The organism is Fibrobacter sp. UBA4309 (assembly GCF_002395745.1).
Classification (GTDB): domain Bacteria; phylum Fibrobacterota; class Fibrobacteria; order Fibrobacterales; family Fibrobacteraceae; genus Fibrobacter.
On sequence record NZ_DGUN01000066.1, the window covers coordinates 1 to 24,424 of the forward strand.

Sequence of the window (24,424 nt, forward strand, 5' to 3'; positions counted from 1 at the left end):
GCTCCTCAACCGCTGGAACGTGGAATACGATGAAACGCAGTCCATCGGTAAGCGCTACCGCCGTCAGGACGAACTCGGCACGCCGTTCTGCGTGACCGTCGACTTCGATACGGTGGGCGAGGGTGAATCCGACCCGGCAAAGCTCGGCTTCGTGACGGTCCGCGAACGCGACTCCATGAAGCAGGAACTGGTGAAGATCGACGAACTCGAAGCTTACCTGTCCGCCAAGCTCGGCTGCTAAGGTTAGACGAAAGAACGGCCCTTGCGGGCCTACAGACGAGAGACGAAAGATTTATAATGGCGCTTCGCGCATCGTGTACTTGATTTTATCTCTCGTCTAAAAAGGAACCCGGAAACGGGTTCTTTTTTTTTGTAAGTGTTAAATATAAACGAAAAGCCCTCTCTTTCGAGAGGGCTTTATCGCGGGATAGACGAGGCTTGAACTCGCAACCTCCGGCGTGACAGGCCGGTGCTCTAACCAAAATTGAGCTACCACCCCAGTGGTAGCCCAAATATATAAAATGGTTTGTGTTATGTCAAGGGAGAATAAGGCTTTTTTTCGCTTTTTTTGACAATATTTTCAAAAAATCGATTATTTGTCCTTGACGCACCTGACGCCGAGATAACTGCCTTTGTCCATGGAAACAACAGTATTTTCTCGCTGGTCGGTAAACTTGCGCGCTCTGCAGGTTGAGCCCGTCTCGCTGGAGCACGCTAACCAGATATAGGCTTCGCGCATGTTCATTTCGCAATTCCCCGTTGCCGAGCAATAGCCTGTACCGAAGATATTTATCCCGTATACGTCATAATGTGGCGCCGAGTACGATTGCCACGCTCCCGCCTCCCTTGAATAGACTTCCATGCTGTACAGATGTCCGGAATAGTAGTATGCCGTGTCGTAAATAGTCTTGTATTCGGCTGAATCCAAAAGATGCCAACCGGTGGGGCAGATTGTTGAGGCTTCCGCATAGGTGTACAGGCGCCCGTGGGTACAAGACTGGTTATTGTTGCCTTCAAAGCATTTGGAAGAGAATGTTGATGTTTTCACGTTTTCGGCGAGTATGGTCATGCCGGCGAACTCGACGGACTTGTGCGTAACGCCCCCAATGTTTACAGTCCCGGTTTCTACGGTCCATCCGCCATTGCCGTCACAGATGGTGTTCTGTGTCGCATAACGAATTTTTGTACCGCTGGCTGCAGTGGCGCAGCTATAATTTATTGCCTCGCCTTTAGAAGCTTGAACCCATGTATGGTAGCTGTACAATGACTCGTTGTTCCAGCAGATTTGCATTGTATTGCCGGCTTTCTTGACTTCGGCATGATTTGCGGGAGAACAGGCTCCAAGAGTGGAGTCAAGAGCGGTAAGTTGCCGCCAGCGGTCCATTTCCTGACCGGCGGAATAATGATAATCGGAGCAAACGAATTCGCGGTTGTCATCGTTCGGCATTTTTTTGACAACGCCATACTTGGATGCTGTACAAGTTTCAATGTCGTTCATGTCTGCAATATCCCATGCATAGGAATCGCATACATAATTGGTGTGATTCATGAAATTATAATCGATTTCGCCTTTATTGTTTACATCGCAAGAACCAAGAACATTGTATTGTGTTGCCTTTTGCCACTTACGTTGTTTGCAAATATACAGGGAGTCCTTGTAGCGGACCGTGTCCCTTTCGTTAGCATAAGTACATTCACCTAAAATATCGTCTAGAACTGCAACGACCCACTTTTCGCCATTGCAGTAGTAGTCCTTGCTCTTGTGTGTCTTTACGGTCCTGTAGTTCTTGCTGGTAGGGGTGCATTCTCCAAGATAATACCGCATGGAGTCGATTGCGACCCAGCTTCGGTTAGTGCACAGGTAGAACGACTTTGTACCGGACATAGCCGTTTTGCCTTCTTTGGACTTGGTGCATAATCCATTGTTCTGTTCAATTCCGGTTGGCGTGCGCCATTTGTCTTGGTTGACATCGCAATAAATCTTCTTGGAACTGATTGTGTATACGCTGTCTTCGTGGGCTTCATCGCAAGGAATGGGGAAATTGTCTAAGGTAGCCTCGGTCCATGCACCGTTAGTGCAAACATAGAACTTGGAAGAATCCTTTACGAGTTCATCTTGTCGGTTCTTGATACAGAAGCCTTGCCTTAATTCGATTCCGGCCGGGATTCGCCATTCGCCGTTGTCGCAAATACGTAAATGACTCGTTTGCGGAATTACAAAATTGGGGAAGGAATCGACTTTGCCCTGACGCTGTGCGGTACATTCGCCAAAAAAGTCCTCCCCAGTTGAGCATTTTTTCCAATCACCACTAGTACACTTGTAGGCTACAGTTTCGTAATACGGAATGTTGCCTCCCATTACGCTAGGCATATAAGTCGTGTCACGAACGACGACCGTATCGCCTTCCATTGCGCTAGTGCAGAATCCGCGCAACTTTTCGACGTTCAAGAGAGATGCCCATTTTCCACCCTTGCACCGGAGTTCAACGTTATTAAACGTGACAATTTTGGTGGGATCCATTGTGCTGGTGCATGCGCCGTAGACGTCCTCGACCTTCATTACCGTCCATTCGCCCGACCTGCAGGCGTACAGCGTGCTCTTGAAGGAGGCCGTATCGCCTTCGTTCTTGGCCTGGCACCTGCCAATCGTCTCTTCGATTTCTGTGAGTTGCCTGATTTTGCCGGAGATGCAGAGGTATTCGCTGTTCGATATCACGTAGCGCCTGTCTTCGTCCTTCGAGGAACAAGAAGAGGGGATGGAATCCAGCACCTGCTGCCAGACGCTATCGACGGAACACTTGAAATGCCTCTTGCCTTCGATAACGTCGACTTCGGATTTGGGCTCGCAGGTTTTACCGATTTCGGTTTCTTTCTGGAATGTCGTGGCCGGCTGTACGCATCGGATAGAAAGGTGGGTGTCGTCATCGTTGTTGATGGTATGCCATTCCAGGCTGTCCTTGCCGTACTTGAACGTCACGTAGCCCCTGACATCGCCTTTTTCGGTAAAGAAGTTCGCCTCGGTCCCGAGACCGCTGCATTTGCCCTTGGTGCAGATTCCGCCGGGGAGCATCGTAAAGCCGATTTCGTCCTTGCCGCCGGATTCGCCGTCATCGCCCCACAGCGTCTTGGACATTAGGCTGTTCACGCTGCCGATGGTCTTGATGAGTTCCTGCCATTCCTCGAGACGGGGGAGCCTGAAATCGGCGGGGCACAGGCCGCTCGCACTCTGGTAGAGCATGCCGTAGGTTTCGCACTTGCTGTCTTTGTCGTTGTAGCACATGGCCGTGCGGGCATCGCGGCGGACGTTTTCGGCAAGCCATATGGTATGGCCGACCTGGACGGTCCTGTAGCTATAGTTGATGAGCGCGTCGTTGTGCTTGCCGGTACCGATAGTCACCTTGCGAGTGCTGTCGTAATGGGTTTCCACGACGATCTTGGGAATATTGACGGTTTCCTCTTCTTCTTCCGAAGAGAGGTTCGATCCCGAAGAAGAGGAATTCTTGTTCTTGGAATTCGACGAACCGAAGAAATCTCCGGAATTGCCGGAATTGGCCATATCCTCGAATTCGTCGGCCATCTGCTTCATGCCGAACATGTCGTCATCGTCGTCGCTACCGCAGGCGACTAGCGATATGGCGAAGAAAAATGCGCAGACTTTAATCCATTGTTTCATAATGAATTTCCTTTTTTGGGGATTTGCGCATACACACGCTGTATTACTCCAAAGATATATAAATATCGGCAAAAAAGAAAAAGAACCTTCGTTGGAAGGTTCTTTCGCGGGATAGACGAGGCTTGAACTCGCAACCTCCGGCGTGACAGGCCGGTGCTCTAACCAAAATTGAGCTACCACCCCAAATCGTTTCCGATTCTCGGTAGTGGGCGATAACGGATTCGAACCGCTGACATTCTGCTTGTAAGGCAGACGCTCTGAACCAACTGAGCTAATCGCCCGGATTTTTACTTGTCCTGCTTCTTGCCGCCGAAAAGGATTCCGAGGGGAATGATCACGACGTAGGCCAGAACCAGGATAAGGGGTGCAACCGTAAGGCTTACCGGATTGTCTGCGGGGCCGGAGGCGAGGCAGATGAAGCCGATAACGAGCAGTAAAACGCCGATTGCAACAAGAATGATATTCTTTTTATTCAACATTTACGTCGTCCTTAAGATTACTCGCCAAATATACAAAGATTACAGCGGTTGTCAACCGATTTTTGGCGTTTTTTGACGAAAAATTGGAGATTCTACCTCTGTCCGGGGTACTTCACGCGGGTGTGGTACGTGCCGTCGAGGCTGTGGAGGAATGCTTTCTCGAGCTTGAAGAGTTCGCGGATGGAAAGGTCGCACTCGCTGAACTGCCCCTCGTTGAAGCGGCCCTGGATGGTCTTGTGGATCATGTCGGCGAGGGCTTCCGCGCTCTGGTCGGCCATGGATCGGCTTGTCGCCTCGATGATGTCGGCCAGCATGAGAATTGCCGTTTCCTTGCTCTGCGGCTTGGGACCGTTGTAGCGGAAATCCGCCTCGTTCACCTGGTCGGAGACTTCTTGCGCCTTCACGTAGAAATACTGGATGAGCGTGGTGCCGTGGTGTTCCGTGATGCCCGATGCGACGAGGTCCGGAATCTTGTAGTCCTTCGCGAGAACCGCACCCTGCTCCACGTGGCCGACAATGATCTTGGCGGACTGGAAGGGATCCAGGTTGTTGTGCGGGTTCACGCCCTGTTTCTGGTTCTCGGTAAAGTATTCGGGACGCATCGTCTTGCCGATATCGTGGTAGAGCGCCATGACGCGCACCAGCAGGGAATTGGCTCCGATGCTGTCGGCCACCTTCTCGGCCAGGTTCGACACCTGGATGCTGTGGTGGAACGTGCCGGGGGCGAGTTCCGAGATTCTCTTGAGCGCCGGGCGGTTGAAGTCGGACATCTCCATGAGCGTGAGCACAGTCGTGATGCCGAAGACTCTTTCAATCAGGTGGATGAACAGTACCGAGGCGATTGCGGAACAGACCACGATATTGATGCTTCCGGCAATCATGGTCATGTAGAACGGTTCGAGTCCCATGCGGTTACGCAACAGGAACATGATGCATATAGCTCCTGCCAGGCCGACAATTCCCGCAATGATGCTCCACACGAACTGCACGCGGTAGCGGATGCGGATAAGCGGATGGGTGAGAATGAGCGTGATGCCGAGGACCATCACCATGGCGGCGAGGTCGTAACCGTTCAACACGCCGAAAATGACGGACGAGAACACGGAGAACGCGATGCCGAACCGGCTATCGTAAAGGACCGTAGCGAGTATGGGGGTGAGCGCAAATGGATAAATCCACATCAGGTCGATCGCTTCGGGAATCAGGTTGGATTCCGCCTTGCTGATGTAGCCGGTAAAGTAGTGGACACCCCAGTAGGCCAGGAGCTGCAGGGCAGCGAGCGCCACGAGGCTCCAAAGCTGGCGTGCGGACTTGAGCGTCTTTGTCGCCTGGGAGAACATGAAGTAGATGAACAGCAGGGAGATGATGACGAAGAACACCAGCGCCTGTCCGTAGGGGGCGGTCAGCGTGCGGGAATTCTCTTCTTTCTGCTGGGCCTGCTGCAGCGCCTCGATCTTTTCGAGGATGTCCTTGGTCACCGGGGCTCCCTGGGTCACGATTTCCATGCCGCGGGGCACCATGCCCTTGATGAGCGTAACCTTGTTGCGGGCTTCCTGCTTGCGGGCTTCGGTTTCTTTTTCGAGGTAGAATACGTTGGGCGATGCGAAAACGTAGAGGACTTCGTAGAAGGCACTCTGCAGGGCCTGTTCCGTGGGGAAGGCGCTCTGGAGCTGGCTGAAGGCCTCGTCGATACGGCGCTGGAGGGGCTGGATCTCGCTGGCCTCGAGTGTATTCTCTTCGTTGTCGCGGATAATGGATACGGTCGGCTTGTTGTAGATGAGCGACTTGACGTTCTGGATATTGTAGTTGTTGATGAACAGCTGGACTTCGGTTTCGGTCTTGGCGACAAGCGTGTTCGATATACCTTTCTCGAGCATCCTGCTGAATGCCGCAAACACGGAGTCACGGGCCCTGGAATTCTGGCTCAGCGGCTTGATGGCCGTGATAGAAAGTCTCTGCTTGAGACCGTCGTAAAGGCGCGAAGCCTGTGTCACCTTGCGCTGCACGGTGCTGTCCACGTCGTCGGACTGGTAGGCTCCGCTTATCTGGGATTGCAGCCCGCCGTACTGGCCGAGCTTGTGCAGGTACTGCTTCAGGTCGTCGCTGATGCGGTTCGTTTCGTCGGAGTTGAATTCGAAGATGGCGCTCACCTTTTCGGCGGCACGGGCGCGTTCCGTCTCGATTTCCTGCTTAGACTTCGGGATGTCGAAGTTGATCGGGGAAATGATAGTACGGGTACTCAGCTGGCCAAGATGCGGATGGTCGGCCTGCAGGGCTATATTCTTGTCCGGGAACAGCGCGATCGCTATGGCCGCGACGATGAGCCAGCCGATAAAGAGGTGGATTTTCTTCTGCTTCTTCTTCATTTTTTCTTGTCCTTCTGCTCGTAGGCAAGCAAAATATCCTTGACCAGGTGGTGGCGGAGCACGTCGGTGGCGGTAAATTCCACTTCGGCGATGCCGCGAATCCCTTTCAAGATCTTCATGGCGTGTTCCAGACCCGAAATCTGCCCCTTGGCAAGGTCTACCTGGCTCGTATCACCGGTAATGATAGCTTTACTGTGTGGCCCGAGACGCGTGAGGAACATCTTCATCTGTGCGATTGTGGTGTTTTGCGCCTCGTCCAGGATAATAAAGGCGCGCTTGAGGGTACGTCCGCGCATGTAGGCGAGGGGAGCGACCTCGATGGCACCGGTCTCCTCGTAGCGGCGGAGCTTCTCGGCGGGCAGCAGTTCAGAAAGGCTGTCGTGGATGGGGCGCAGGTACGGGGCGATCTTTTCCTTGAGGTCTCCGGGCAAGAATCCCAGGGATTCTCCGGCTTCCACTGCGGGCCTGACAAGGCAGATGCGTTCCGCCTCGTGGCGTTCCAGGCTTGCTACCGCGAGCGTCACGGCCAGGAAAGTCTTGCCGGTCCCTGCCGGCCCCTTGGCGAAAATCACGTCGTTTTTCTCGACCGCCTTCACCAGTTCGGCCTGTGCGGGAGTCTTCGCAGCTACGGACATGCCGAATCGGTTGCGGAATATGGGCGTTTCGGGAATGGCCTCGTCAAAATCGCGGTCCTTGTTGCCGATAAAGCGCTCTACCTCTTTAGCTGTCAGGATTTCCCCGTTGCGTGCGGCCATCTTGAGCTGGTCCAGTACGGCCATGACGCCCTCGACATCGGCGTCTTTCAGCGGCTTGATGTGTAATCCTGGGAGCCTGGTCTGTATTTCAACACAAAAACGGCTCTCCAAAAGTCGGAAAACCGTTTCGCGTTCACCGGAAACTATGCGTTTCAGGTTATCAGATATGGAATAGCGAGTTAATTCACTCATTCATTATTCAGCTGTAGCCGGGGCGTCGTCGGTAGGACGGTCGACCGGGATGCCAAGCTTGTTCTTGGCTTCAAAGATTTCCTTGCGGAGCTTGTGGTTTTCTTCGGTGATGTCCATAGCTTCCTTTTCGGTCTTCTTCAGCTTGTCTTCATCGATATGTTCCTTGGGAGCAGAGCTCTTGGAGCCGCCGCCGGAATATTCCGTACCGTCGTCAGAAGAGTAGTCGTCGCTACCACCCGAAGAGCCGGCGCAAGCAGTGAAAAGGGCAACGCTAAGAGTTGCGAGGATAAGCTTCCAGTTCTTTAAAAGAGACATTATTTTGAACTCCATTCTAGTCTTTGATGGCTAAAATATATATAGTTATTCTCAAAAAATGTTAAAAAAGGTAAAAAATCCCGATGCAAAAGCAAAAAAAAATGGTTCAGGCATATTCCCAGGTGTTTATTTCGTCAAAAAAATATGATTCGAAGGCAATTTATGCTAAAAGACGCCGTGATTTTTTGAGAAAACTGGATTCGTTCTGTGTTTTGGCCGGGATGACGGTAAACCCCGGATGCGAGGAGGCTTTTGTACAAACTTGGACGAAAATGGTCCAGGAACCCGCCTTCTTGTACCTGACCGGCGTAAACCAGGCGGGCTGCTACCTGGTGCTCGACCCGGTGGCCAAGAAAGAGACACTTTTTATCCCGGAAAAGGATCCGTTCAAGGAATTCTGGGTCGGCAAGCGCCTCGGTTTTCTGAAAAAGGGCTGCGATGCCGCCGAAATTACCGGAATCCGTGACGTGAGGCCTGTAAGCGAATTCTGGGACTTTGTCGATTCCCTGGCCAAGAAATACGCCGGCATGGGCAAGGCCCCCAAATACGCCTACGCTTTCTACTTCGAAAAATTCAAGGGCGACCACAACATGAAGTTCAAGGTAAAGTTCGCCCAAAGGATTGCCAAGTTCGGCCTCGGTGTCCGCAGCTGCTCCAAGATGCACTTTGCCGACCGCCTGGTGCTCGGAGCCGAACGCATAGGTGAAGCCCGCACGGCGCAGCGCATCACCGGCGACGCTTTCTGCGCAATGCTTTCACGAATGAAGGAATTCAGGAACGAACGCGAAGTCGCCCTCTTCTTGAACTACGAGATGCAGCGCCGGAGCGACGGCGACCTCGCGTTCCCGACCATCTGCGCCGGTGGCGAGAACGCCTGCTGCCTGCATTACGTAAAGAACGACGAACCGCTCCGTGGAGGGAGCCTTGTACTTCTGGACTTTGGCGTGCGGTTCGGCACCCTCCACAGCGACATCTCGCGTACGATTCCCGTGAGCGGCAAATTCAGCCCGCTCCAGGCGCTGCTCTACCAGATCGTGCTCGATGCGGGCAGGGAATACCAGAAATACGTCCGCCCCGGCGTAAGCCTCAAGGAAATCGGGCAAGTCCCGTGGGATTTTATTATGGCGGAACTTGAATCCCGCTTGGTCCATGGCGTCAAGGGTACACACAAACTAATATACGACAGACGTCCCCATGGAGTCAGCCACTTTATCGGCGAGCAGATTCACGAGGGCGAGGCGGGGACCCGTTCGCTCGACACGGTCCTTGAACCCGGAATGCTCATTTCGTGCGAACCGGGGCTTTATGGCGAATTCGAGGCCACGATAGGCGGCAAGCGCTATCGCGAGAAGATTGGCATCCGCATCGAGGACGACCTGCTCATCACCAGGGCCGGTTTTGAGAACATTTCAAGGAATATCCCCAAGGAAATCGCCGATATAGAGAAATTGATGTAAGGATATTTCTAAATTTCCACAAAATCTTTGAAGTAGTCTTTATGACAAGGGCTTCTCATGTGGAAAGTTAAAGGTTCCGTCCGGTACTTCTTATCGATTCTCGCGACGGTGTTTGTCCAGATGGGTGTGTTCATCTACGCCCAGAAAATTTTGTCAGGTTCTTTTTCCGGTGTCAGTACCGGCCAGACCTGGCAGACATTCATGCTCCAGATATTCTTCATCGCGCCTTACGTGCTGATGATCTGGCCCGCCGGGTTTTTCTCGAATCGATTCTCGAAAAACAAGGTGCTGGCATGGTCCTCGCTGTTCATGACGGCTTTCGTCATTGCGCAGGCCATCCTTGTTACTTGCCATTGCCCGCGTGTAGCGTTCTGGCTTTCCATTGGGCTTTCTTCGGGCTTTGCCATCCATAGTGCGGCCAAGTACGCCATTATCCGCGAGATGTTCGGGGTCCGCAACCTGAGCTACGCAAACGCCTTCCTCCAGATTTTTTCGCTGATAGGCATCATTGCTTCCAGCTGGCTTGCCATCGTGGGCGTGAACCTCATCGACCTGAATGCGCTTGTCCGTTACGAGGCGGTGGGCGTCATCATCGAGAAGTCCGTCGTCATCCCGTGGATTCTGACCGGCGTAAGCGTGCTCGGCACCATCTCCAGCTTCCTCATTCCCAAGGTCCGCTACGAAGACCGCAAGGTCAAGTTCTCTGTCGCGCGTCGTCGCCTGAGTTTCGGCTGGCGTCACCGCACGCTCCGTGCCGCCATCATTGCCCTTTCGATGTTCTGGGCCATGGCCCAGGTGTTCGCTCTCGTGTTCCAGGACCTCTCGGGATCTCAGACCGTCAACACCCTGCAGAATTACCTCGCTTTCGCCGTGGCAGGCCTCATGGTGGGTTCCATTATCGCGGCGCACAATTCCAGGGACTTTATCGAAACGGGATTTGTCCCGCTCGGCATGATTGGCGCTTCCCTCAGCATGTTCCTGATTCCGGCTATGGTTCATCCTGTAGCCCTGGCTATTCTCTATACGGCGGTCGGAATTTTCGGCGGCATGGTGCTTGTCCCGGTGAACGCCCTTTTACAGTACAACACGCGTCCAAACAATTCCGGTTGGGTCATTGCGCTCGCGAATATGATTCAGGCGTTGGTGCTGGTCGTCTTCCTATTTATCTATTCTAGCCTTGTCCGTTACGCATCCGTGCGTCCGCAGGTCTATTTCGTCGGCCTCGCGATCATATCTATCGGCGTATTCTACTGGTCTATCTTGAACCTTCCACAGGCGCTAGTCCGCTCGCTGCTGCGTCTCGTCTTCAGCCGTTACAAGATTCGCGTGCTCAACGTGGGCAACATCCCGAACGACGGCCCGGTTCTCTTAGTCGGCAACCATCACAGCTTTATCGACTGGGCCATGGTGCAGATGGCCTGCCCGCGTCCGCTCTGTATCGCCAGTAACAAGGACCACTTCGAAAAGTGGTACTTCCGCGCCATCCTGAAACGCCTGGGCATCATCCGTATCGACAACCGCCACCCCGAAGATGCTATGGAACGCATCCACCAGCAGCTGCTCGGAGGCCATGCGGTCGCTATTTTCCCGACAGGGGAGGTTTCACGCTCTCCGCACGTTGAACCGTTCAGCATTGACTATTCCAAGGCCGTCGAGGGCACGGATGCCGTCATTGTTCCGTTCTACATCCAGGGACTCTGGGGCTCGAACTTCAGCTATAGCGATTCCAACATGTTCGGCGCTTCTTCCGATCGAGCTGTCACGGTCGCCTTCGGCGAAGTGATTCCGGCGAACACGCCGGCAAACGACGTCCGCACGATTATCAGGAAGATTTCCATTGACGCCTGGAACTACGCCGTCTCGTTCGTGAAGCCTGTCGGCGATAGCTGGATTCGCACCTACAAGAAATACGTGAAGAACGGCCCCGCCATCTATAACCCCGATGGAGGCCACTTCTCCGGCTACAAGCTGATGGGTGCCGTCATCGCGTTCAGCAGGCACCTGAAGAAGATTCTCGGCCCCGACGAGAAGAACGTGGGCATCATGCTTCCGCCGAGCCCGGCCGGGGTCATCGTGAACTTGGCGCTATGGCTTTTGGGCAAGACGAACGTGAACCTGAACTACACTTCGTCTGTAGACAACGTAAAATACTGCGCCTCGCGCGCCGACGTGAAATCCGTAATTACAAGCCGCCAGTTTATTGAAAAACTCAAGGGCCGCGGTAACGACTACTCGAAGATTGCGGGCGAGAACCTGCGCCTGTTCTATGCCGAAGACTTCATGAAGGTCATCCCGAAGGCAAAAATCGCATTCTTCCTTGTATTCTGCGTGTTGATGCCGTGCTGGCTTATCAAGTTCTGCTTCCGCAAGCGAGTGAAACTCGACGATATCGCGGCCATAATGTTCAGTTCGGGCTCCGAAGGTACCCCGAAGGGCGTGATGCTGAGCCACAGGAACCTCATGGGCAACATCCAGCAGCTGGCTTGTATTTTCAACGTGACCCGCGCCGACGTGATGCTTTCGGAACTCCCGCTGTTCCACAGCTTCGGCCTTACGGTGACGACTCTCTTGAACCTTACGGAAGGATGCCCCATCGTGACGGTGGCCGACCCGACCGACGTGAAGACGATGGCACGCGTCTGTGCACAATTCCGTGTTTCGGCCTTCGTGGCGACCCCGACGTTCTTGCGTGCGTTTACGATTAGCCGCTACGTGCATCCGATGGCGCTCAAGTACGTGCGCCTGATTATCGCCGGTGCCGAGGCCTTGCGCCCCGAACTCGCGACTGCGTTCCGTCTTAAGTTCGGCAAGGAAATCTACGAGGGCTACGGCTGTACCGAAACGGCCCCGGTGGCAAGTATCAATACCGAGAACAACCTGCACAGCGACTACATGACCATGCAGGTGAACAACAAGCCGGGTACCGTGGGCATGGCGCTCCCAGGCTCGCAGTTCCTGATCGTGGATCCCGATACGAACGAGGCGCTGCCGACAGGCGAGGCGGGCATGATCCTCATCGGTGGCTGCCAGGTCATGGTGGGCTACCTCAAGGACGAAGAACGCACCAAGAGCGTGATTACGATGGTCAACGGCAAGCGCTACTACCGTACGGGTGACAAGGGCTTCCTCGACGAGGACGGCTTCCTCACGATTGTGGACCGCTACAGCCGATTTGCCAAGCTCGGTGGCGAGATGGTGAGCCTCGGTGCCGTGGAAAAGAAGATTCAGGATACGCCGGTGCTCGAAGGGTGCGACTACGTGGTGACCTCTATTCCGGATTCCGCGAAGGGCGAGAAGATTGTACTCCTTTACCAGGGTGATAAGGACCCGAAGGACGTGCTTTCGGAACTGCGCGCAAGCGGATTCCCGCCGATCATGCTTCCGGCGGCTGCGTATGCCGTGGAGAAGGTGCCTAAGCTCGGGACGGGCAAGGCGGACTTCACGACCGCGAAGAAAATTGCGAAGGAACTGGCGGGGATAAAATAATTGATAATTGATGATTGATAATTGATGATTGATGATTAATTGTTGATGGTTGACAGTTGATGATTGATAATGCGAAAAATACGGGATTGACTCCGGTAAGGACGGCACGGCTGATTGCCTGCGTGATAGCGCTTGTGGGTATGGTGTTCCTTTTCTTGGAACGCCTGCTTTCTGCCGTGCTCGTGATGGCATCCGACGGCGTCAAGCTCGGGCTTGCGCGATACAACAACTTTACGGGCCGATTCGCCTCGCAGAACTTTGCCGAGGACAAGCAGCTTCTTTCGCTCCTTAAAGAGGTTCAGGGTTTGCTTCCGTCTGCCGAAAGCGCCTTGACGGTATTCATGGTGGTCGCGATTGTCCTTTTGGTCATCGCCGTTATCGGCTTGGCCTTGCCGCGTCAGTTCGTCCACGTGCTCGTGGCACTCAAGCTGCTCAAGTGGCAGTCCGGAGAAGTCGTTGAAGATTCCGGCGCCAACATCCGCGAAGTCCTCGATAGGGTAGGGAACGTCCCGCTCAAGAAACTCGCCGTCCCGTTTGCTGTAATCCTCGCAATTGTCGTTGCCGTTTTCGCTATCCGCACTTGCCAACAGAGCTCGGCCGAAAATTCCGTAACCGAGGCTTTTGCGGAACTCAATGCCCAGGCTGGCGATTACATAGCCGCCCAAAAGGCCTATTTTTCCAAGAACAAGGCGCTCGGAAATGCAAAAGCCTTGCAAATGTCCGACTCCGTAGTCACGGATTATTTTATCTACAGGCTCAAGGGAACCCGCTTTAGTGCCGAATCCAGGGCTCCTTTCGCGAATTGCCCTGCCGGAAGCAAATGGAGTGTCCACTCCAACACAAAGGGCTTTTTCGAAAAGGAAATCACGTTCTTCCGCATGCTCCCCAAGGATACCGCCTGCGTAAAGCTCTCGATAGAATTCAAGAACGTCGGCCGAAACGGAGTGCCGCAAAAGCCCGAAAAGCCCTAATTTAAAGCGTGTTGCAAGGCACTCATCGTCAGACAACGCTTTTTATATTTTAGTGGACCTTTTTCATTAAACTCGGTTTATATTTAGAACGATGCCCGTTTTGGGTGTTGTTTGGATTGTGGGAGATTATTATGAAAAAGGTTTTTTTAGCCGTTTTACTTGCGGCAGCCGGTATGAATGCCGCCGCTATTGAATGGGTAAACCAGTGTGCCAGTAACGGCTTTACGCTGATTGCGGAATCGGATCACTTTGAAGTTTGCAAGAAGCCGACGACAGACGACGGCCAGGCAAACAACGTGTCCATTCCGAATTCGGATGCGCAGGGCGTGCTACAGTCGCTCGAGAAGGTCTATTCCTTCTATATTGATTCGCTCGGCTGGATGCTGCCTTTCCCGAAAAGCCCGGATAAAAAGCTCAAGAGCAACATCTACGTGTTCGACAATTCCGTGATGGCGGCGCTTTACGGCGGTCAGGATTACGTGAAGGGCATGAACAATGAATTCGGCCCCGGAATGTGGATTGGCGTGGGCTCGCTCAAAGATTACTGGGGTACGTCGCATGAGTTCGCACATGGCCTGCAAGGAGTTGCGGGCTGGATGGGTAATAATAGCCATTCGGGCTGGTTCGCCGAAAGCCATGCGAACTGGATGGCCCACCAGTACAATCCGAACGACGCCCACTGCGCCGAATACCTCATCAATTACCCGTACTTGTATTATGGTTCCACACGCGACCGCTACTGCAACTGGCAATTCCTGGAACACCTCAAGGAAGAATTCGGCGGCGGCAACAAGGGCGCACACGAGGTGAACCGAATTTGGATGGAATCGATTCGCGACGGGGAAGACGGCCGCATGGAACAGACGCCGTTTACCGCGATGATGATGGTTTACGGCTGGTCGCTCGATAGCTTGAACCAGCAGTTCGGCAAGTTCGCGATGAAGAACGCGACGCTCGAGTATGCGCCCGCGAAAAAGACTTTGTACAAGAAGTCCTGGGGCGATTATGAATTCAAGACGCGTCGTGACGCCAGCTGGGGAGACAATTACCGCAGGCATACGCGCGTGACCATGCTGAACAAGATTCCGTGTCCGGATCAGGCTCCGAGGGAAGGTGTAGAAGAGGAATGCCCGGAACAATACATTTCGCCCTCCTACTGGGCACCGCAGCGCTGGGGCTACAACCTGGTGCGCATCTACCCCGAAAAGGCGGGGAAGGTGACAGTCAAGTTCCGCGGCATTGTGCAGGACAAGCCGACTGTGAGCGGGTATAAATGCTTTGGCGACAACACCGACCGCTACATGGGAAAATCATACAACTGGTGCAATTACGCGCCCGACAAACTGCCGGACCCGGCCTCGGGTTGGACCGTCGGGCTAGTCGCGGAGGGCGCGGACGGAACGCCCCGTTACAGCGAGATGAAGCATGGAACCGGATTCAACCTTGAAATCGAGACGAAGGATAGCGACAAGGCATTGTGGCTTGCTGTTACCGCAACACCCACCGAGATGCAGACGATTCTCTGGGACCAGTTCTACTACAGCATTTATCGTTACCCGTACATGATCGAGGTCGTGAATGGCGCTCCCGAGGGCTACAACAAGGATTTCTGGAAGCCCGCAAATGCAAATGGTTACACCAAGCACAGTAACGGCGGCGGCCTCGTGAGCAACAAGGCGAAAGTGGACGCCTCCGTGTACGTAGGCCCCGATGCGGTCGTGAACGGCGGCACCATTAGCGGAAAAGCTAGAATTGAAGATTTCGCGGTCGTAGACGGCGGAACCATTAGCGGAAATGCCGTAGTCCGCGGACGCGCGCTTGTAACCGCAGGTACCATCGGCGACGATGCCGTCCTGGAAGAAGACGCCTGGCTCGTGAGCGGAAGCATTACCGGCAAGGCGAAAGTCGGCGCGCTCTCGATTATCGTGAATACGACGGTGACGGACGATGCACAGGTCTATGGCGTGATGTGGGCAGTCGCCGACAAAAAGCTCTCCGGCACGGCACAATTGCGCGGCGACCTCGAGAACAACTTCACCAAGGAACTCTCGAAGGGCGTTTTCTACGGCATGGTCGATGACGGCATGTTGAACAACGCAAACTACGGCGCAAACCTTACGACTCCGCCGACCGATGCGACCGCAAGCCTGGATAAGGCCGTATGGTATGCGGTCGCAGACGATTCTACGGATTTAGACAGCGGCACAACGGATATTGGGCTCTTGCCGCAAGTGCGTTCTCTTGGCACAAGCGCTCCCAAGCTGTTCTTCGACAAAAAGGAACAGGCAGTGTTTATCCGCTACAAGAAAAACGGACGCGAGTACCGCTACCGTGTGACGGGCAGAAAGAACTAAGGAATTCCCCGCAATAAGAAAAGCCCCGGATTCAAATCCGGGGCGTTTTAAGTTCTAGGAGATCCCCGCCTTCGCGGGGATGACAAATGGGTACTAGCCTTCTACCTTCGGAAGCTGGGCGAGGCTCTTGGCGATGTCTTCATCCGTCGGGATGTAGTCGCTCATTTCGCCGTCGTTGAACTTCTGGTAGGCGACCATGTCGAAGTAGCCCGTGCCGGTGAGGCCGAACACGATGTTCTTCGCCTCTCCGGATTCCTTGCACTTGAGTGCTTCGTCGATCGTCGCGCGGATGGCGTGGCTGGATTCCGGAGCCGGGAGGATGCCTTCGGTCTGGGCGAAGAGCTTGGCGGCTTCGAACACCTTCGTCTGCTCGACGGACGTTGCACGAATCACCTTCTGGTCGTAGAGTTCAGAAAGGATGGTGCTCATGCCGTGGTAGCGCAGGCCGCCGGCGTGGTTGGCAGACGGGATGAAGCTGGAACCGAGCGTGTACATCTTGGCGAGCGGGCAGACCTTGCCGGTATCGCAGAAATCGTAGGCGTACTTACCGCGAGTGAAGCTCGGGCAACTTGCCGGTTCCACAGCGAGAATATCGTAGTCAGCTTCGCCACGGAGCTTTTCGCCGACGAACGGGCTCACGAGACCACCGAGGTTAGAACCACCGCCGGCGCAACCGATGATGAGGTCGGCCTTCACGCCGAGCTTGTCGAGGGCGGCCTTGGTTTCGAGACCGATGACAGACTGGTGGAGGAGCACCTGGTTCAGCACGGAACCGAGAACGTAGCGGTAACCCGGCTGCTTCACGGCGGCTTCCACGGCTTCAGAAATGGCGCAGCCAAGGCTACCCGTGGTGCCCGGGAATTCGGCGTTGATCTTCTTGCCGATGTCGGTCGTCATGGAAGGCGACGGGGTGACGCTAGCACCGTAGGTGCGCATGACTTCGCGGCGGAACGGCTTCTGCTCATAGGAGACCTTCACCATGTAGACCTGGCAGTCCAGTCCGAAGAAGGCGGTGGACATCGAAAGGGCCGTGCCCCACTGGCCGGCACCCGTTTCGGTGGTCACGCCCTTGAGGCCCTGCTTCTTGGCGTAGTATGCCTGAGCGATGGCGGAGTTCAGCTTGTGGGAGCCCGAGGTGTTGTTGCCTTCGAACTTGTAGTAGATGTGTGCCGGAGTGCCGAGCGCCTGTTCCAGGAAGTAGGCGCGGACGAGCGGGGAGGGGCGGTACATCTTGTAGAAAGTCAGGATGTCTTCGGGAATTTCGAAGAAGCGGGTGTCGTTGTCGAGTTCCTGCTTGATGAGTTCATCGCAGAACACGGGCTGCAGGTCTTCGAAGGTCACGGGCTTGCCGGTGCCGGGGTTCAGCAGCGGAGCGGGCTTCTTCTTCATGTCGGCACGGACGTTGTACCATGCCTTGGGGAGTTCGTTTTCGTCGAGGTAAGTCTTGACCGGGCCGTCGAGCTTGAGCGAATTTCTCATTGTCTTTTCCTTTCTTTGTTGTAGTTTGCGTCAGTTTCAGGTTCTTTGCCGGGTTTCCAAAGTTTTTTGCAAAAAAATTGGCTCCCTTTGAGGAGCCTGCTTCTTTTTGAAAACCGTACCAAAAATACCAGGCTCCGATTATTGGGCCTGCCACCACCAGAAGTTGATGCTTGCTACGAATTTCATGTGCCGAAATATACCTAAAAAATGGTGCCATGGCAATAAAGAAACGTAAAAAATTGGATTACAGGCCCTTTTTTTCTAAAAAAAAATGCTTTTGTCAGTTTGCATTTTTTGAAAAATTGATTATCTTGAATAAATCAATTCTCCGAAATAACAGCTTTTTCCATTTTCGCATTCACAGGTACGATTTATGGCTATACACGACAACCTCCTTTCCGGGCAGTTTTCCCCCGTCGGGGAATCCCTCATCGATCATTCGCTTTCGGCAACGGCCAAAATTATGCCGCTGCACCCGGGCAACAAGCGCCCCAGGGTCCACCGAGCCCCCAAAAAAGTGAGCTCTCATAAGAAAACGGATGCCTAACTGGGCGGGCCGCCTAATAAAGCGGCCTTTTTTAGCGTTCTTTGTCACGCAATATTGCAAGATTGGCCCCGGGTATTCCCGGGGCTTCCCGTTTAATCTATATTAACGGAAAAGGAGGAACGAATTATGAACATCAAGAAATGCAAGGTTGAAAAGAACCGCGAATGGTCGGCGGCGACAAAGACCGGACTTGCCGCAGTCCTCGGCATTTCTGCACTTGTTTCGCTTTCGGCATGCGAAACCGACGGCGTTTCGGCCAATGGCATCGAAGAACCGCGTATGAGCCCCAAGGATCCAGGGCATACGAGTGGCGATGTGGCTGACCCCGGTGCCGAATCAAGTTCCTCGGTTACGGAACAATCCTCTTCTTCGGTAAAGATAGATTCCCTGGAAATCACCTCCGGCGAACTCATTCCGCCCATGGAATCCAGCTCCTCGGTTGTGCCGCCCAGGTCCAGTTCGCGGACTTCCGGCATGCCCCATTCGTCAAGCGATACGTACGTGCCTTCGAGCAGTTCTTCTGAGACTCCCAGCAGTTCGTCCATGCCTCCCGAAATCATCACGAGCGGGATTCTCCCGATGAGCTCGCAAAAGGAGATTACGTCCAGCTCCTCGGCGGAAGTTCCTGCCAGTTCGTCCGAAAAATTTCCCGAACCGCTCGGCGGTGACGTTTGGGACCCCGACCTGTAGGGCACAATGAACCTCGTCCTATCGCTCACGGAACGCTGCAACCTGCGCTGCACCTACTGCTATTACAAGGTCAGCCACGAAGCCCGTTCCCTGGTGATGTCGGACGACGTCATGGAGGCGGCCATCCGGCTTGCCTTCAACAGGACGCTCGAACTCGGCCAGAGGTTTCTCAACATCACGTTTTTCGGCGGGGAACCGCTGCTCCGCATGGATTCGATTTACCGGGGTGTCGAATTCGCGAAAGCGGTCGTACGTGAAAAGTTCGGTGAAAAATTTGAGAGCGGGATATGCCCGGACAGTACTCCTCCGGACATATTCCGGCTCCGATTCGCCGTCAATACGAACGGGACCCTTCTCGACAGCGATATCATCGATTACCTCAAGCGCGAGAATTTTCGAATATTCCTTTCGCTGGACGGTCCGGAACACCATCACAACATCTGCCGCAGGCAGGTAGGCGGTGAAGGGAGTTTCAAGCTTATCGAGCCGCATATCCCGGCGCTATTGCAACTAGACACGGTCGTGCTCTCGGTGGTGACTCGCGAGAACATGCGCACGCTCTCCGAAGCGGTGCGCTGGGTGCAGGCGCGAGGATTTCTGAACATGACGACCTCCGTAGATTTCGACGGCCAATGGACAGGCGAGGAATTCGACGTGCTTGCCGCCGAATACGAGAAACTTGCGAAATTCTGGATTGAACTGCGGCGCAACGAAGTCAAGTTTTACCTCGGTACCATCCAGGACAAGCTCAAGTTCCGGCTGACGGGACAACGCCACCGCACCACCAGCTGCCATGTGGCCGCGGGAATCGTCGCCTGCGCCGCGAACGGGAATCTTTTCCCATGTACGCGCTTCATAAGCAGCAAGCCCGACGCCCCGTACATACTGGGAAACGTTTTCGACGAGCCCGCAAGCATCTTTGACGGGCCCGTCGCACGCGATATCAGGGACTTTTTCGACCGCGACAAGGAGGATTGCAAGGGGTGCGCCATCCGTTTCCGCTGCCACGGGCACGAATGCGCCTGCACGTCGTTCTACTCCACGGGTTCCGTCCATGGCGTTTCGCCCGAAGTCTGCACGCACGAGCGCATGCTCGCCGCCATCTGTGACGACGCCGTGAGCGAATAAGCTATTTTTTAGCCCGTGAACCAGAACCCCTTCGAACTCATAAAGACAAGCGAGCACAGCAAGTCGCGCCGTGGCCGCCTACATACGGCGCATGGCGTGGTGGAAACACCGATTTTTATGCCGGTGGGGACACTTGCCAGCGTGAAGGGGCTCTCGTCGCGGGACTTGCGCGAAATGCAGGCGCAGATCATTTTGGCGAATACGTATCACCTGTACCTGCGCCCGGGCACCAAGCTCATTGCCGAAGCGGGCGGCGTGCAAAAGTTCATGGGCTGGAACGGCCCCATGCTTACCGACAGCGGCGGTTTCCAGGTCTGGAGCCTCAAGGATTTTCGCCACATTACCGAAGACGGCGTGGAATTCAGGAGCCTGCTCGACGGCAGCCGCCACAAGTTCACGCCCGAATCCGTGATGCAGGCCCAGCGCGAAATCGGCGCCGATATCATCATGGCTTTTGACGAATGCACGCCTTACCCGAGCACCATCGAAGAGGCTTCGCACTCGCTGGACCTGACGCTCAAATGGACCCGCCGCGCCATGGAATGGCTCAAAAAGAACCCGCCACTCCACGGCTACCCGCAATTCTTTTTCGGGATTGTGCAGGGCGGCATGCACAAGGAACTCCGCAAAAAATCCATCGAGGCGCTCAAGGAACTCGCTCCCGACGGCTATGCGATGGGTGGCCTTTCCGTAGGCGAACCCGTAGAAACCATGTACGAGATTGCGGATTTTTGCACCGACTACTTGCCCGAAGACCGCGCCCGCTACGTGATGGGGGTGGGCACTCCCTGGAATCTGCTTTCGCTTATTGCCTGCGGGGTCGACATGTTCGACTGTATTTTGCCCGCGAAAAACGCCCAGGACGGCCTTGTGTACACCAGCAGGGGAGTGCTCCGCTACAAGAACGCCAAGTTCGCACACCAGCATGATGCGCCGCTCGACCCGGAATGTGACTGCTACTGCTGCCGCAATTACACCCGCGCCTACGTGCGCCACCTATTCAAGAGCAAGGAACCACTCGGCTGGACGCTTTCGACCATCCACAACCTGCATTTCTATTTGCACCTGATGCAGCAGGCCCGCGACCATATCGAGGCGGGCGATTTCGAGGACTGGTCTGCCGAAATTATTCCGCAACTCCAGCGCGACGCGAAATAAAAGTTCCTGTTTACGGGTGTATTCATAAGGTGCAAAAAATTAGTTCCTTGCGCCAGGAAAAATTGTATTTTCTGGAAGATGATAGAGTTTAAGGCTCCAGAGCTTTCTGACCGGGTGGCGGTGGCAAATACCGTGGCCGACTCGGGCTATACCGGCAGTGACGCAAGTTTCGCGAACATTTTCCTGCTCCGCCAAAAGTATGGCACACAGATTGCCATGCAAGACGGGTTCCTCTTCCGCTATTACAATGGGCAGGGGAGTCGCCGGGGCTATGCTTTTCCGCTAGGGACAGGGGAGCCGCAGGCTTCCTTGAAGTTGATTGCCGAAGATGCCCGCAAATCGGGCCGTTCGCTGGAATTCTGCCTGGTGGATGAGCCGCGAGCACAAATCTTGCGGGAATATTTTGCAAGCGCCGGGGCGAACGGCGCAGAACCGACCTTCTTTTTTTCTGAAAATCGCGGCGACAGCGACTACATTTATTCCGCCGAAAGTCTTGCCTCCTTGGCCGGAAACCAGTACAAGAAAAAGCGCAACCATATCTCGCGTTTCAATAGGACTTACTTAGACTATGAAATCCGCCCGCTTACGCCTTCGAACTTTGATGACGCGCTTGCGGTCGAAAAGAGCTGGCTCAAAGTGGAATCTTTAGGCGAATCCGGCGATTCCGACTGTGAATGCACCTGTGAATGTCGCGAAGCCGCCTGGGCGGAACGCTCCGAAGATGAAAAATCCAGACTCTCGGAATACTGCGCTATCCGCGAGGCGATTGAGCATTTCGATGAACTCGGCATGAATGGCGCAGTGCTCTATGTCGAAGGCAAGCCCGTCGGCATGACGATGGCTTCCGAAATAGCTCCCGGTGCATGGGATATACACTTCGAAAAAGTCATCGACGAATATGCGGTGAATGGCGGATACGCGATTATAAACAAGCTTTTCGCTGAACGCCTCGTGGTTGCCGGAGCAAAATTCATCAACCGCGAAGAGGACATCAACATCGAAGGCCTCCGCAAGGCCAAACTCTCATACTACCCGCAAACGATTCTCGACAAAATGCACGCCACGTGTCAAGCCCGCGACCTTTATTGTCATCCCCGCGAAGGCGGGGATCTCCCTGCATAATATGCTTTCCAAGATTTTATCAAAATTCTCCTGCGCCGCCTGCAAGTTCTGCTGCTCCTTCCGCAGGCAGAGTCTCTGGGAAACGCCGCTGTTCCCGCCCGAAGTCGTTGAAAAGCTCAGCAAACCCAACGAATACGGCGTGGTGGGGGAGTTCCGCGACGGTCAAATTGTCCTTGGCGGCTACAAAACCGATGACCCCGAAGAAGAAGTTCCCTGCACCTTTTTGGACCCGCACAAAGGCTGCATTTTAAAGCCCGAAGACAAACCCTTTGACTGTTCCATCTGGCCGCTCCGCATCATGAATAAAAAAGGACGACTCGTCATCGCGCTCACGCCCACATGCCCGAGCATCGGCGCGCTCCCGAGCAAGGCCCTCGTGGATCTCGTGCAGGACGGCCTCGCGCAAAAGATTTTCGAATACGCCAAATTGCACCCGGAAATCATCAAGGAATACCGCGAAGGATTCCCGATAATTCTTTAACGAAAACCCATAAAGCAAAAAATCCCGGGCTTTGCTGCTCGGGAGAATTTCTGAGATCCTTCGACTACGGGCTTTGCCCGGAGTTTACCCTGAGCTTGCCGAATGGGCTCAGGATGACGCGTCAGAGACCCATCTTTCGTCTTTCGTCTATAGCGAACGAAGTGAGCGTTCTTTCGTCTATTTGAACAGATTCTTCATCTTCTCGAGGAAGCTCTCTTCCTGCGCGGTTTCCTTGTCGTGCCTGAGTTCCGCGAGTTTCTGGTAGAGTTCCTTCTCTTCGCGGCTAAGGTCCTTCGGGATATCCACGCCGATGTTCACGTAGAGGCTTCCACGGTCGCCGCGCTTGTTCAGCGGGTAAAGGCCCTGTTCGCGCAGGCGCAAGATGCTCCCGGCTTGAGTGCCGGCCGCAATCTTGATCTGCACTTCGCCACCGTCCAGCGTCGGGATGCGCTGCGTTCCGCCAAGCACCAGCTTGTGGACCGGAACCTTGATTTCGCAGTGCAAATCGTCGCCTTCGCGGGTGTAGAAGTCGTCGGGCTTTTCGGCAATCACAGCCAGCAAGTCGCCGCAGGCACCGCCGCGAGGACCGCAGTTGCCTTCGCCACGCAGGTTCAGGTACTGGCCCTCGGCAACGCCCGCCGGAATCTTGATGGAAATCTCTTCGGTTTCCTGCACGCGGCCCTCGCCATGGCAGTTGCTACACGGTTTCGCGATAACTTCACCCGTACCGTTACAGGTGGGGCAGGCGCTCTCGGTAATCATCTGGAAAAATCCGCCTGTAGAGCGGCGTACACGACCCGTTCCATGGCAGGTGCTGCATTCCTTGATGTCCTGGCCGCCCTTGCCGTTACATTCCGTACACGGCGTGTAGCGTTTCAGGCGAACCTTCTTGGTGCAACCCTCGAAGATTTCCTTGTAGCTGAGTGCCACCTTGATCTGCAAGTCGTTTCCGCGGGGAGGCCCGGCCTTGCGGGAACTCCTGCGGCCACCGCCACCAAAGCCGAACCCGCCACCGAAAATATCGCCGAACTGTGAGAAAATGTCGTTAAGGTCGAAACCAGCGCCACTGAATCCGCCGCCACCAAAGCCGCCACCGGGGGCGTTAAAGCCGAACTGGTCATACTGCTTACGCTTCTCGGGGTTGCTGAGCACGTCGTAGGCCTCGGCAGCCTCCTTGAACTTCTCTTCGGCTTCCTTGTCGCCCGGGTTCTTGTCCGGGTGGTACTTGATGGCAAGCTTCTTGTACGCGTGCTTGATCTCGTCAGCACTCGCGTCCTTGCCGACGCCTAGAACTTCGTAATAATCTCTTTTTTCAGCCATTTTGCCCTCCGGGCAAATTAGACGAAAGACGAAAGACGATAGACGAAAGAGTTTTCATTTGAAAACTTCAAATTTTCTTCGGTCCATTCATTTTTCGTGGCTTTTCGCATCAAACAAATACATCCTATAAAATAAAAGAATAGACGAGAAACGAAATTTTTTGCCATACGGGCGCAATCTTTCGTCTTTCGTCTATAGCAAAGCCTCATTAGAGGCTTTGCGTTCTTTCGTCTTAGTCAACCACTTCCGCGTCGACGACTTCCGGACCGTCGCCCTTCTTGTCGTTCTTCGGCTGTTCAGAAGCACCCGGCTGCGGACCCGGCTGGGCCTGGTTTGCACCGGCGGCCTGGCCCATGGAGCTGATCATGCCCTGGAGCTTGTCCATAGCGGCCTTGATCTCTTCCTTGGTGCCGTTGTCCTTCTTGGCCTTGATGTCGTCGATAGCAGCCTG

At 54.5% G+C, this 24,424-nt stretch carries 17 protein-coding genes, 3 tRNA genes and 1 pseudogene; 10 read left to right on the plus strand and 11 right to left on the minus strand.

The window, feature by feature from the left end:
* Positions 1-241, plus strand: a 241-nt coding sequence (locus B3M32_RS09245; RefSeq protein WP_290745779.1) for a His/Gly/Thr/Pro-type tRNA ligase C-terminal domain-containing protein, incomplete at its 5' end; no start/stop codon positions are given.
* Positions 242-423: 182 nt separating this feature from the next.
* Here B3M32_RS09245 and B3M32_RS09250 read toward each other — a convergent pair.
* The 8 genes from B3M32_RS09250 to B3M32_RS09285 all read right to left on the minus strand — a co-directional run bounded on the left by B3M32_RS09250 (position 424) and on the right by B3M32_RS09285 (position 7,780).
* A tRNA-Asp gene (locus tag B3M32_RS09250) sits at positions 424-499 on the minus strand.
* A gap of 93 nt (positions 500-592) precedes the next feature.
* Positions 593-3,673 carry an FISUMP domain-containing protein gene (locus B3M32_RS09255; protein ID WP_290745783.1) on the minus strand — a complete coding sequence of 1,027 codons (3,081 nt, stop codon included), beginning with the start codon at positions 3,671-3,673 and terminating at the stop codon, positions 593-595.
* Between the two features lie 107 nt (positions 3,674-3,780).
* A tRNA-Asp gene (locus tag B3M32_RS09260) sits at positions 3,781-3,856 on the minus strand.
* A gap of 23 nt (positions 3,857-3,879) precedes the next feature.
* Positions 3,880-3,954, minus strand: a tRNA-Val gene (locus tag B3M32_RS09265).
* A 6-nt stretch (positions 3,955-3,960) separates the two neighbouring features.
* On the minus strand, positions 3,961-4,152 hold the full coding sequence (locus B3M32_RS09270) for a hypothetical protein (RefSeq protein ID WP_290745785.1): 192 nt from the start codon (positions 4,150-4,152) through the stop codon (positions 3,961-3,963).
* Between the two features lie 92 nt (positions 4,153-4,244).
* A complete protein-coding gene (locus B3M32_RS09275; RefSeq protein WP_290745788.1) occupies positions 4,245-6,518 on the minus strand; it encodes an HD family phosphohydrolase in 2,274 nt (757 codons plus the stop codon).
* On the minus strand, positions 6,515-7,465 hold the full coding sequence (locus tag B3M32_RS09280) for a PhoH family protein (protein ID WP_290745791.1): 951 nt from the start codon (positions 7,463-7,465) through the stop codon (positions 6,515-6,517). Before B3M32_RS09280 ends, B3M32_RS09275 begins: the two co-directional genes overlap by 4 nt.
* A gap of 3 nt (positions 7,466-7,468) precedes the next feature.
* Complete coding sequence (locus B3M32_RS09285) at positions 7,469-7,780, minus strand: hypothetical protein (protein ID WP_290745794.1); 312 nt, start codon at positions 7,778-7,780, stop codon at positions 7,469-7,471.
* A 101-nt stretch (positions 7,781-7,881) separates the two neighbouring features.
* On the opposite strand from B3M32_RS09285, the gene B3M32_RS09290 reads away from it, so the two are divergent.
* The 4 genes from B3M32_RS09290 (at position 7,882) to B3M32_RS09305 (ending at position 16,048) form a co-directional block, all read left to right on the plus strand.
* The gene (locus B3M32_RS09290) at positions 7,882-9,237 is read left to right on the plus strand and encodes an aminopeptidase P family protein (RefSeq protein ID WP_290745797.1); all 1,356 of its coding nucleotides are present in this window, start codon (positions 7,882-7,884) and stop codon (positions 9,235-9,237) included.
* Positions 9,238-9,294: 57 nt separating this feature from the next.
* A complete protein-coding gene (locus tag B3M32_RS09295) occupies positions 9,295-12,723 on the plus strand; it encodes an MFS transporter (protein ID WP_290745800.1) in 3,429 nt (1,142 codons plus the stop codon).
* A gap of 56 nt (positions 12,724-12,779) precedes the next feature.
* On the plus strand, positions 12,780-13,694 hold the full coding sequence (locus tag B3M32_RS09300; protein ID WP_290745803.1) for a hypothetical protein: 915 nt from the start codon (positions 12,780-12,782) through the stop codon (positions 13,692-13,694).
* Between the two features lie 131 nt (positions 13,695-13,825).
* Positions 13,826-16,048: a DUF6055 domain-containing protein gene (locus tag B3M32_RS09305; RefSeq protein ID WP_290745806.1), complete on the plus strand. Its 2,223-nt coding sequence runs from the start codon at positions 13,826-13,828 to the stop codon at positions 16,046-16,048.
* 93 nt (positions 16,049-16,141) lie between these two features.
* Here the strand turns inward: B3M32_RS09305 and B3M32_RS09310 are convergent, their stop codons facing one another.
* On the minus strand, positions 16,142-17,527 hold the full coding sequence (locus B3M32_RS09310) for a TrpB-like pyridoxal phosphate-dependent enzyme (protein ID WP_290745809.1): 1,386 nt from the start codon (positions 17,525-17,527) through the stop codon (positions 16,142-16,144).
* 673 nt (positions 17,528-18,200) lie between these two features.
* On the opposite strand from B3M32_RS09310, the gene B3M32_RS09315 reads away from it, so the two are divergent.
* From B3M32_RS09315 to B3M32_RS09335, 5 genes are all read left to right on the plus strand, one after another.
* Positions 18,201-18,764, plus strand: coding sequence for a hypothetical protein (locus B3M32_RS09315; protein ID WP_290745812.1), 564 nt, complete (start codon positions 18,201-18,203; stop codon positions 18,762-18,764).
* Between the two features lie 6 nt (positions 18,765-18,770).
* Positions 18,771-19,892, plus strand: coding sequence for a radical SAM/SPASM domain-containing protein (locus B3M32_RS09320; RefSeq protein ID WP_290745814.1), 1,122 nt, complete (start codon positions 18,771-18,773; stop codon positions 19,890-19,892).
* Positions 19,893-19,907: 15 nt separating this feature from the next.
* Positions 19,908-21,050 (plus strand): tRNA guanosine(34) transglycosylase Tgt, encoded by a 1,143-nt coding sequence (tgt, locus tag B3M32_RS09325; RefSeq protein ID WP_290745818.1) that lies wholly within the window; start codon positions 19,908-19,910, stop codon positions 21,048-21,050.
* 78 nt (positions 21,051-21,128) lie between these two features.
* The gene (locus tag B3M32_RS09330; protein WP_290745820.1) at positions 21,129-22,172 is read left to right on the plus strand and encodes a DUF2156 domain-containing protein; all 1,044 of its coding nucleotides are present in this window, start codon (positions 21,129-21,131) and stop codon (positions 22,170-22,172) included.
* A gap of 1 nt (position 22,173) precedes the next feature.
* Positions 22,174-22,653: a hypothetical protein gene (locus B3M32_RS09335; RefSeq protein ID WP_290745823.1), complete on the plus strand. Its 480-nt coding sequence runs from the start codon at positions 22,174-22,176 to the stop codon at positions 22,651-22,653.
* Between the two features lie 177 nt (positions 22,654-22,830).
* Here B3M32_RS09335 and dnaJ read toward each other — a convergent pair whose 3' ends face one another.
* Together dnaJ and dnaK are read right to left on the minus strand one after the other, a co-directional pair.
* Positions 22,831-23,973, minus strand: coding sequence for a molecular chaperone DnaJ (dnaJ, locus tag B3M32_RS09340; protein WP_290745826.1), 1,143 nt, complete (start codon positions 23,971-23,973; stop codon positions 22,831-22,833).
* Positions 23,974-24,205: 232 nt separating this feature from the next.
* Positions 24,206-24,424: pseudogene (dnaK, locus tag B3M32_RS09345) on the minus strand (molecular chaperone DnaK); the annotation flags it as partial.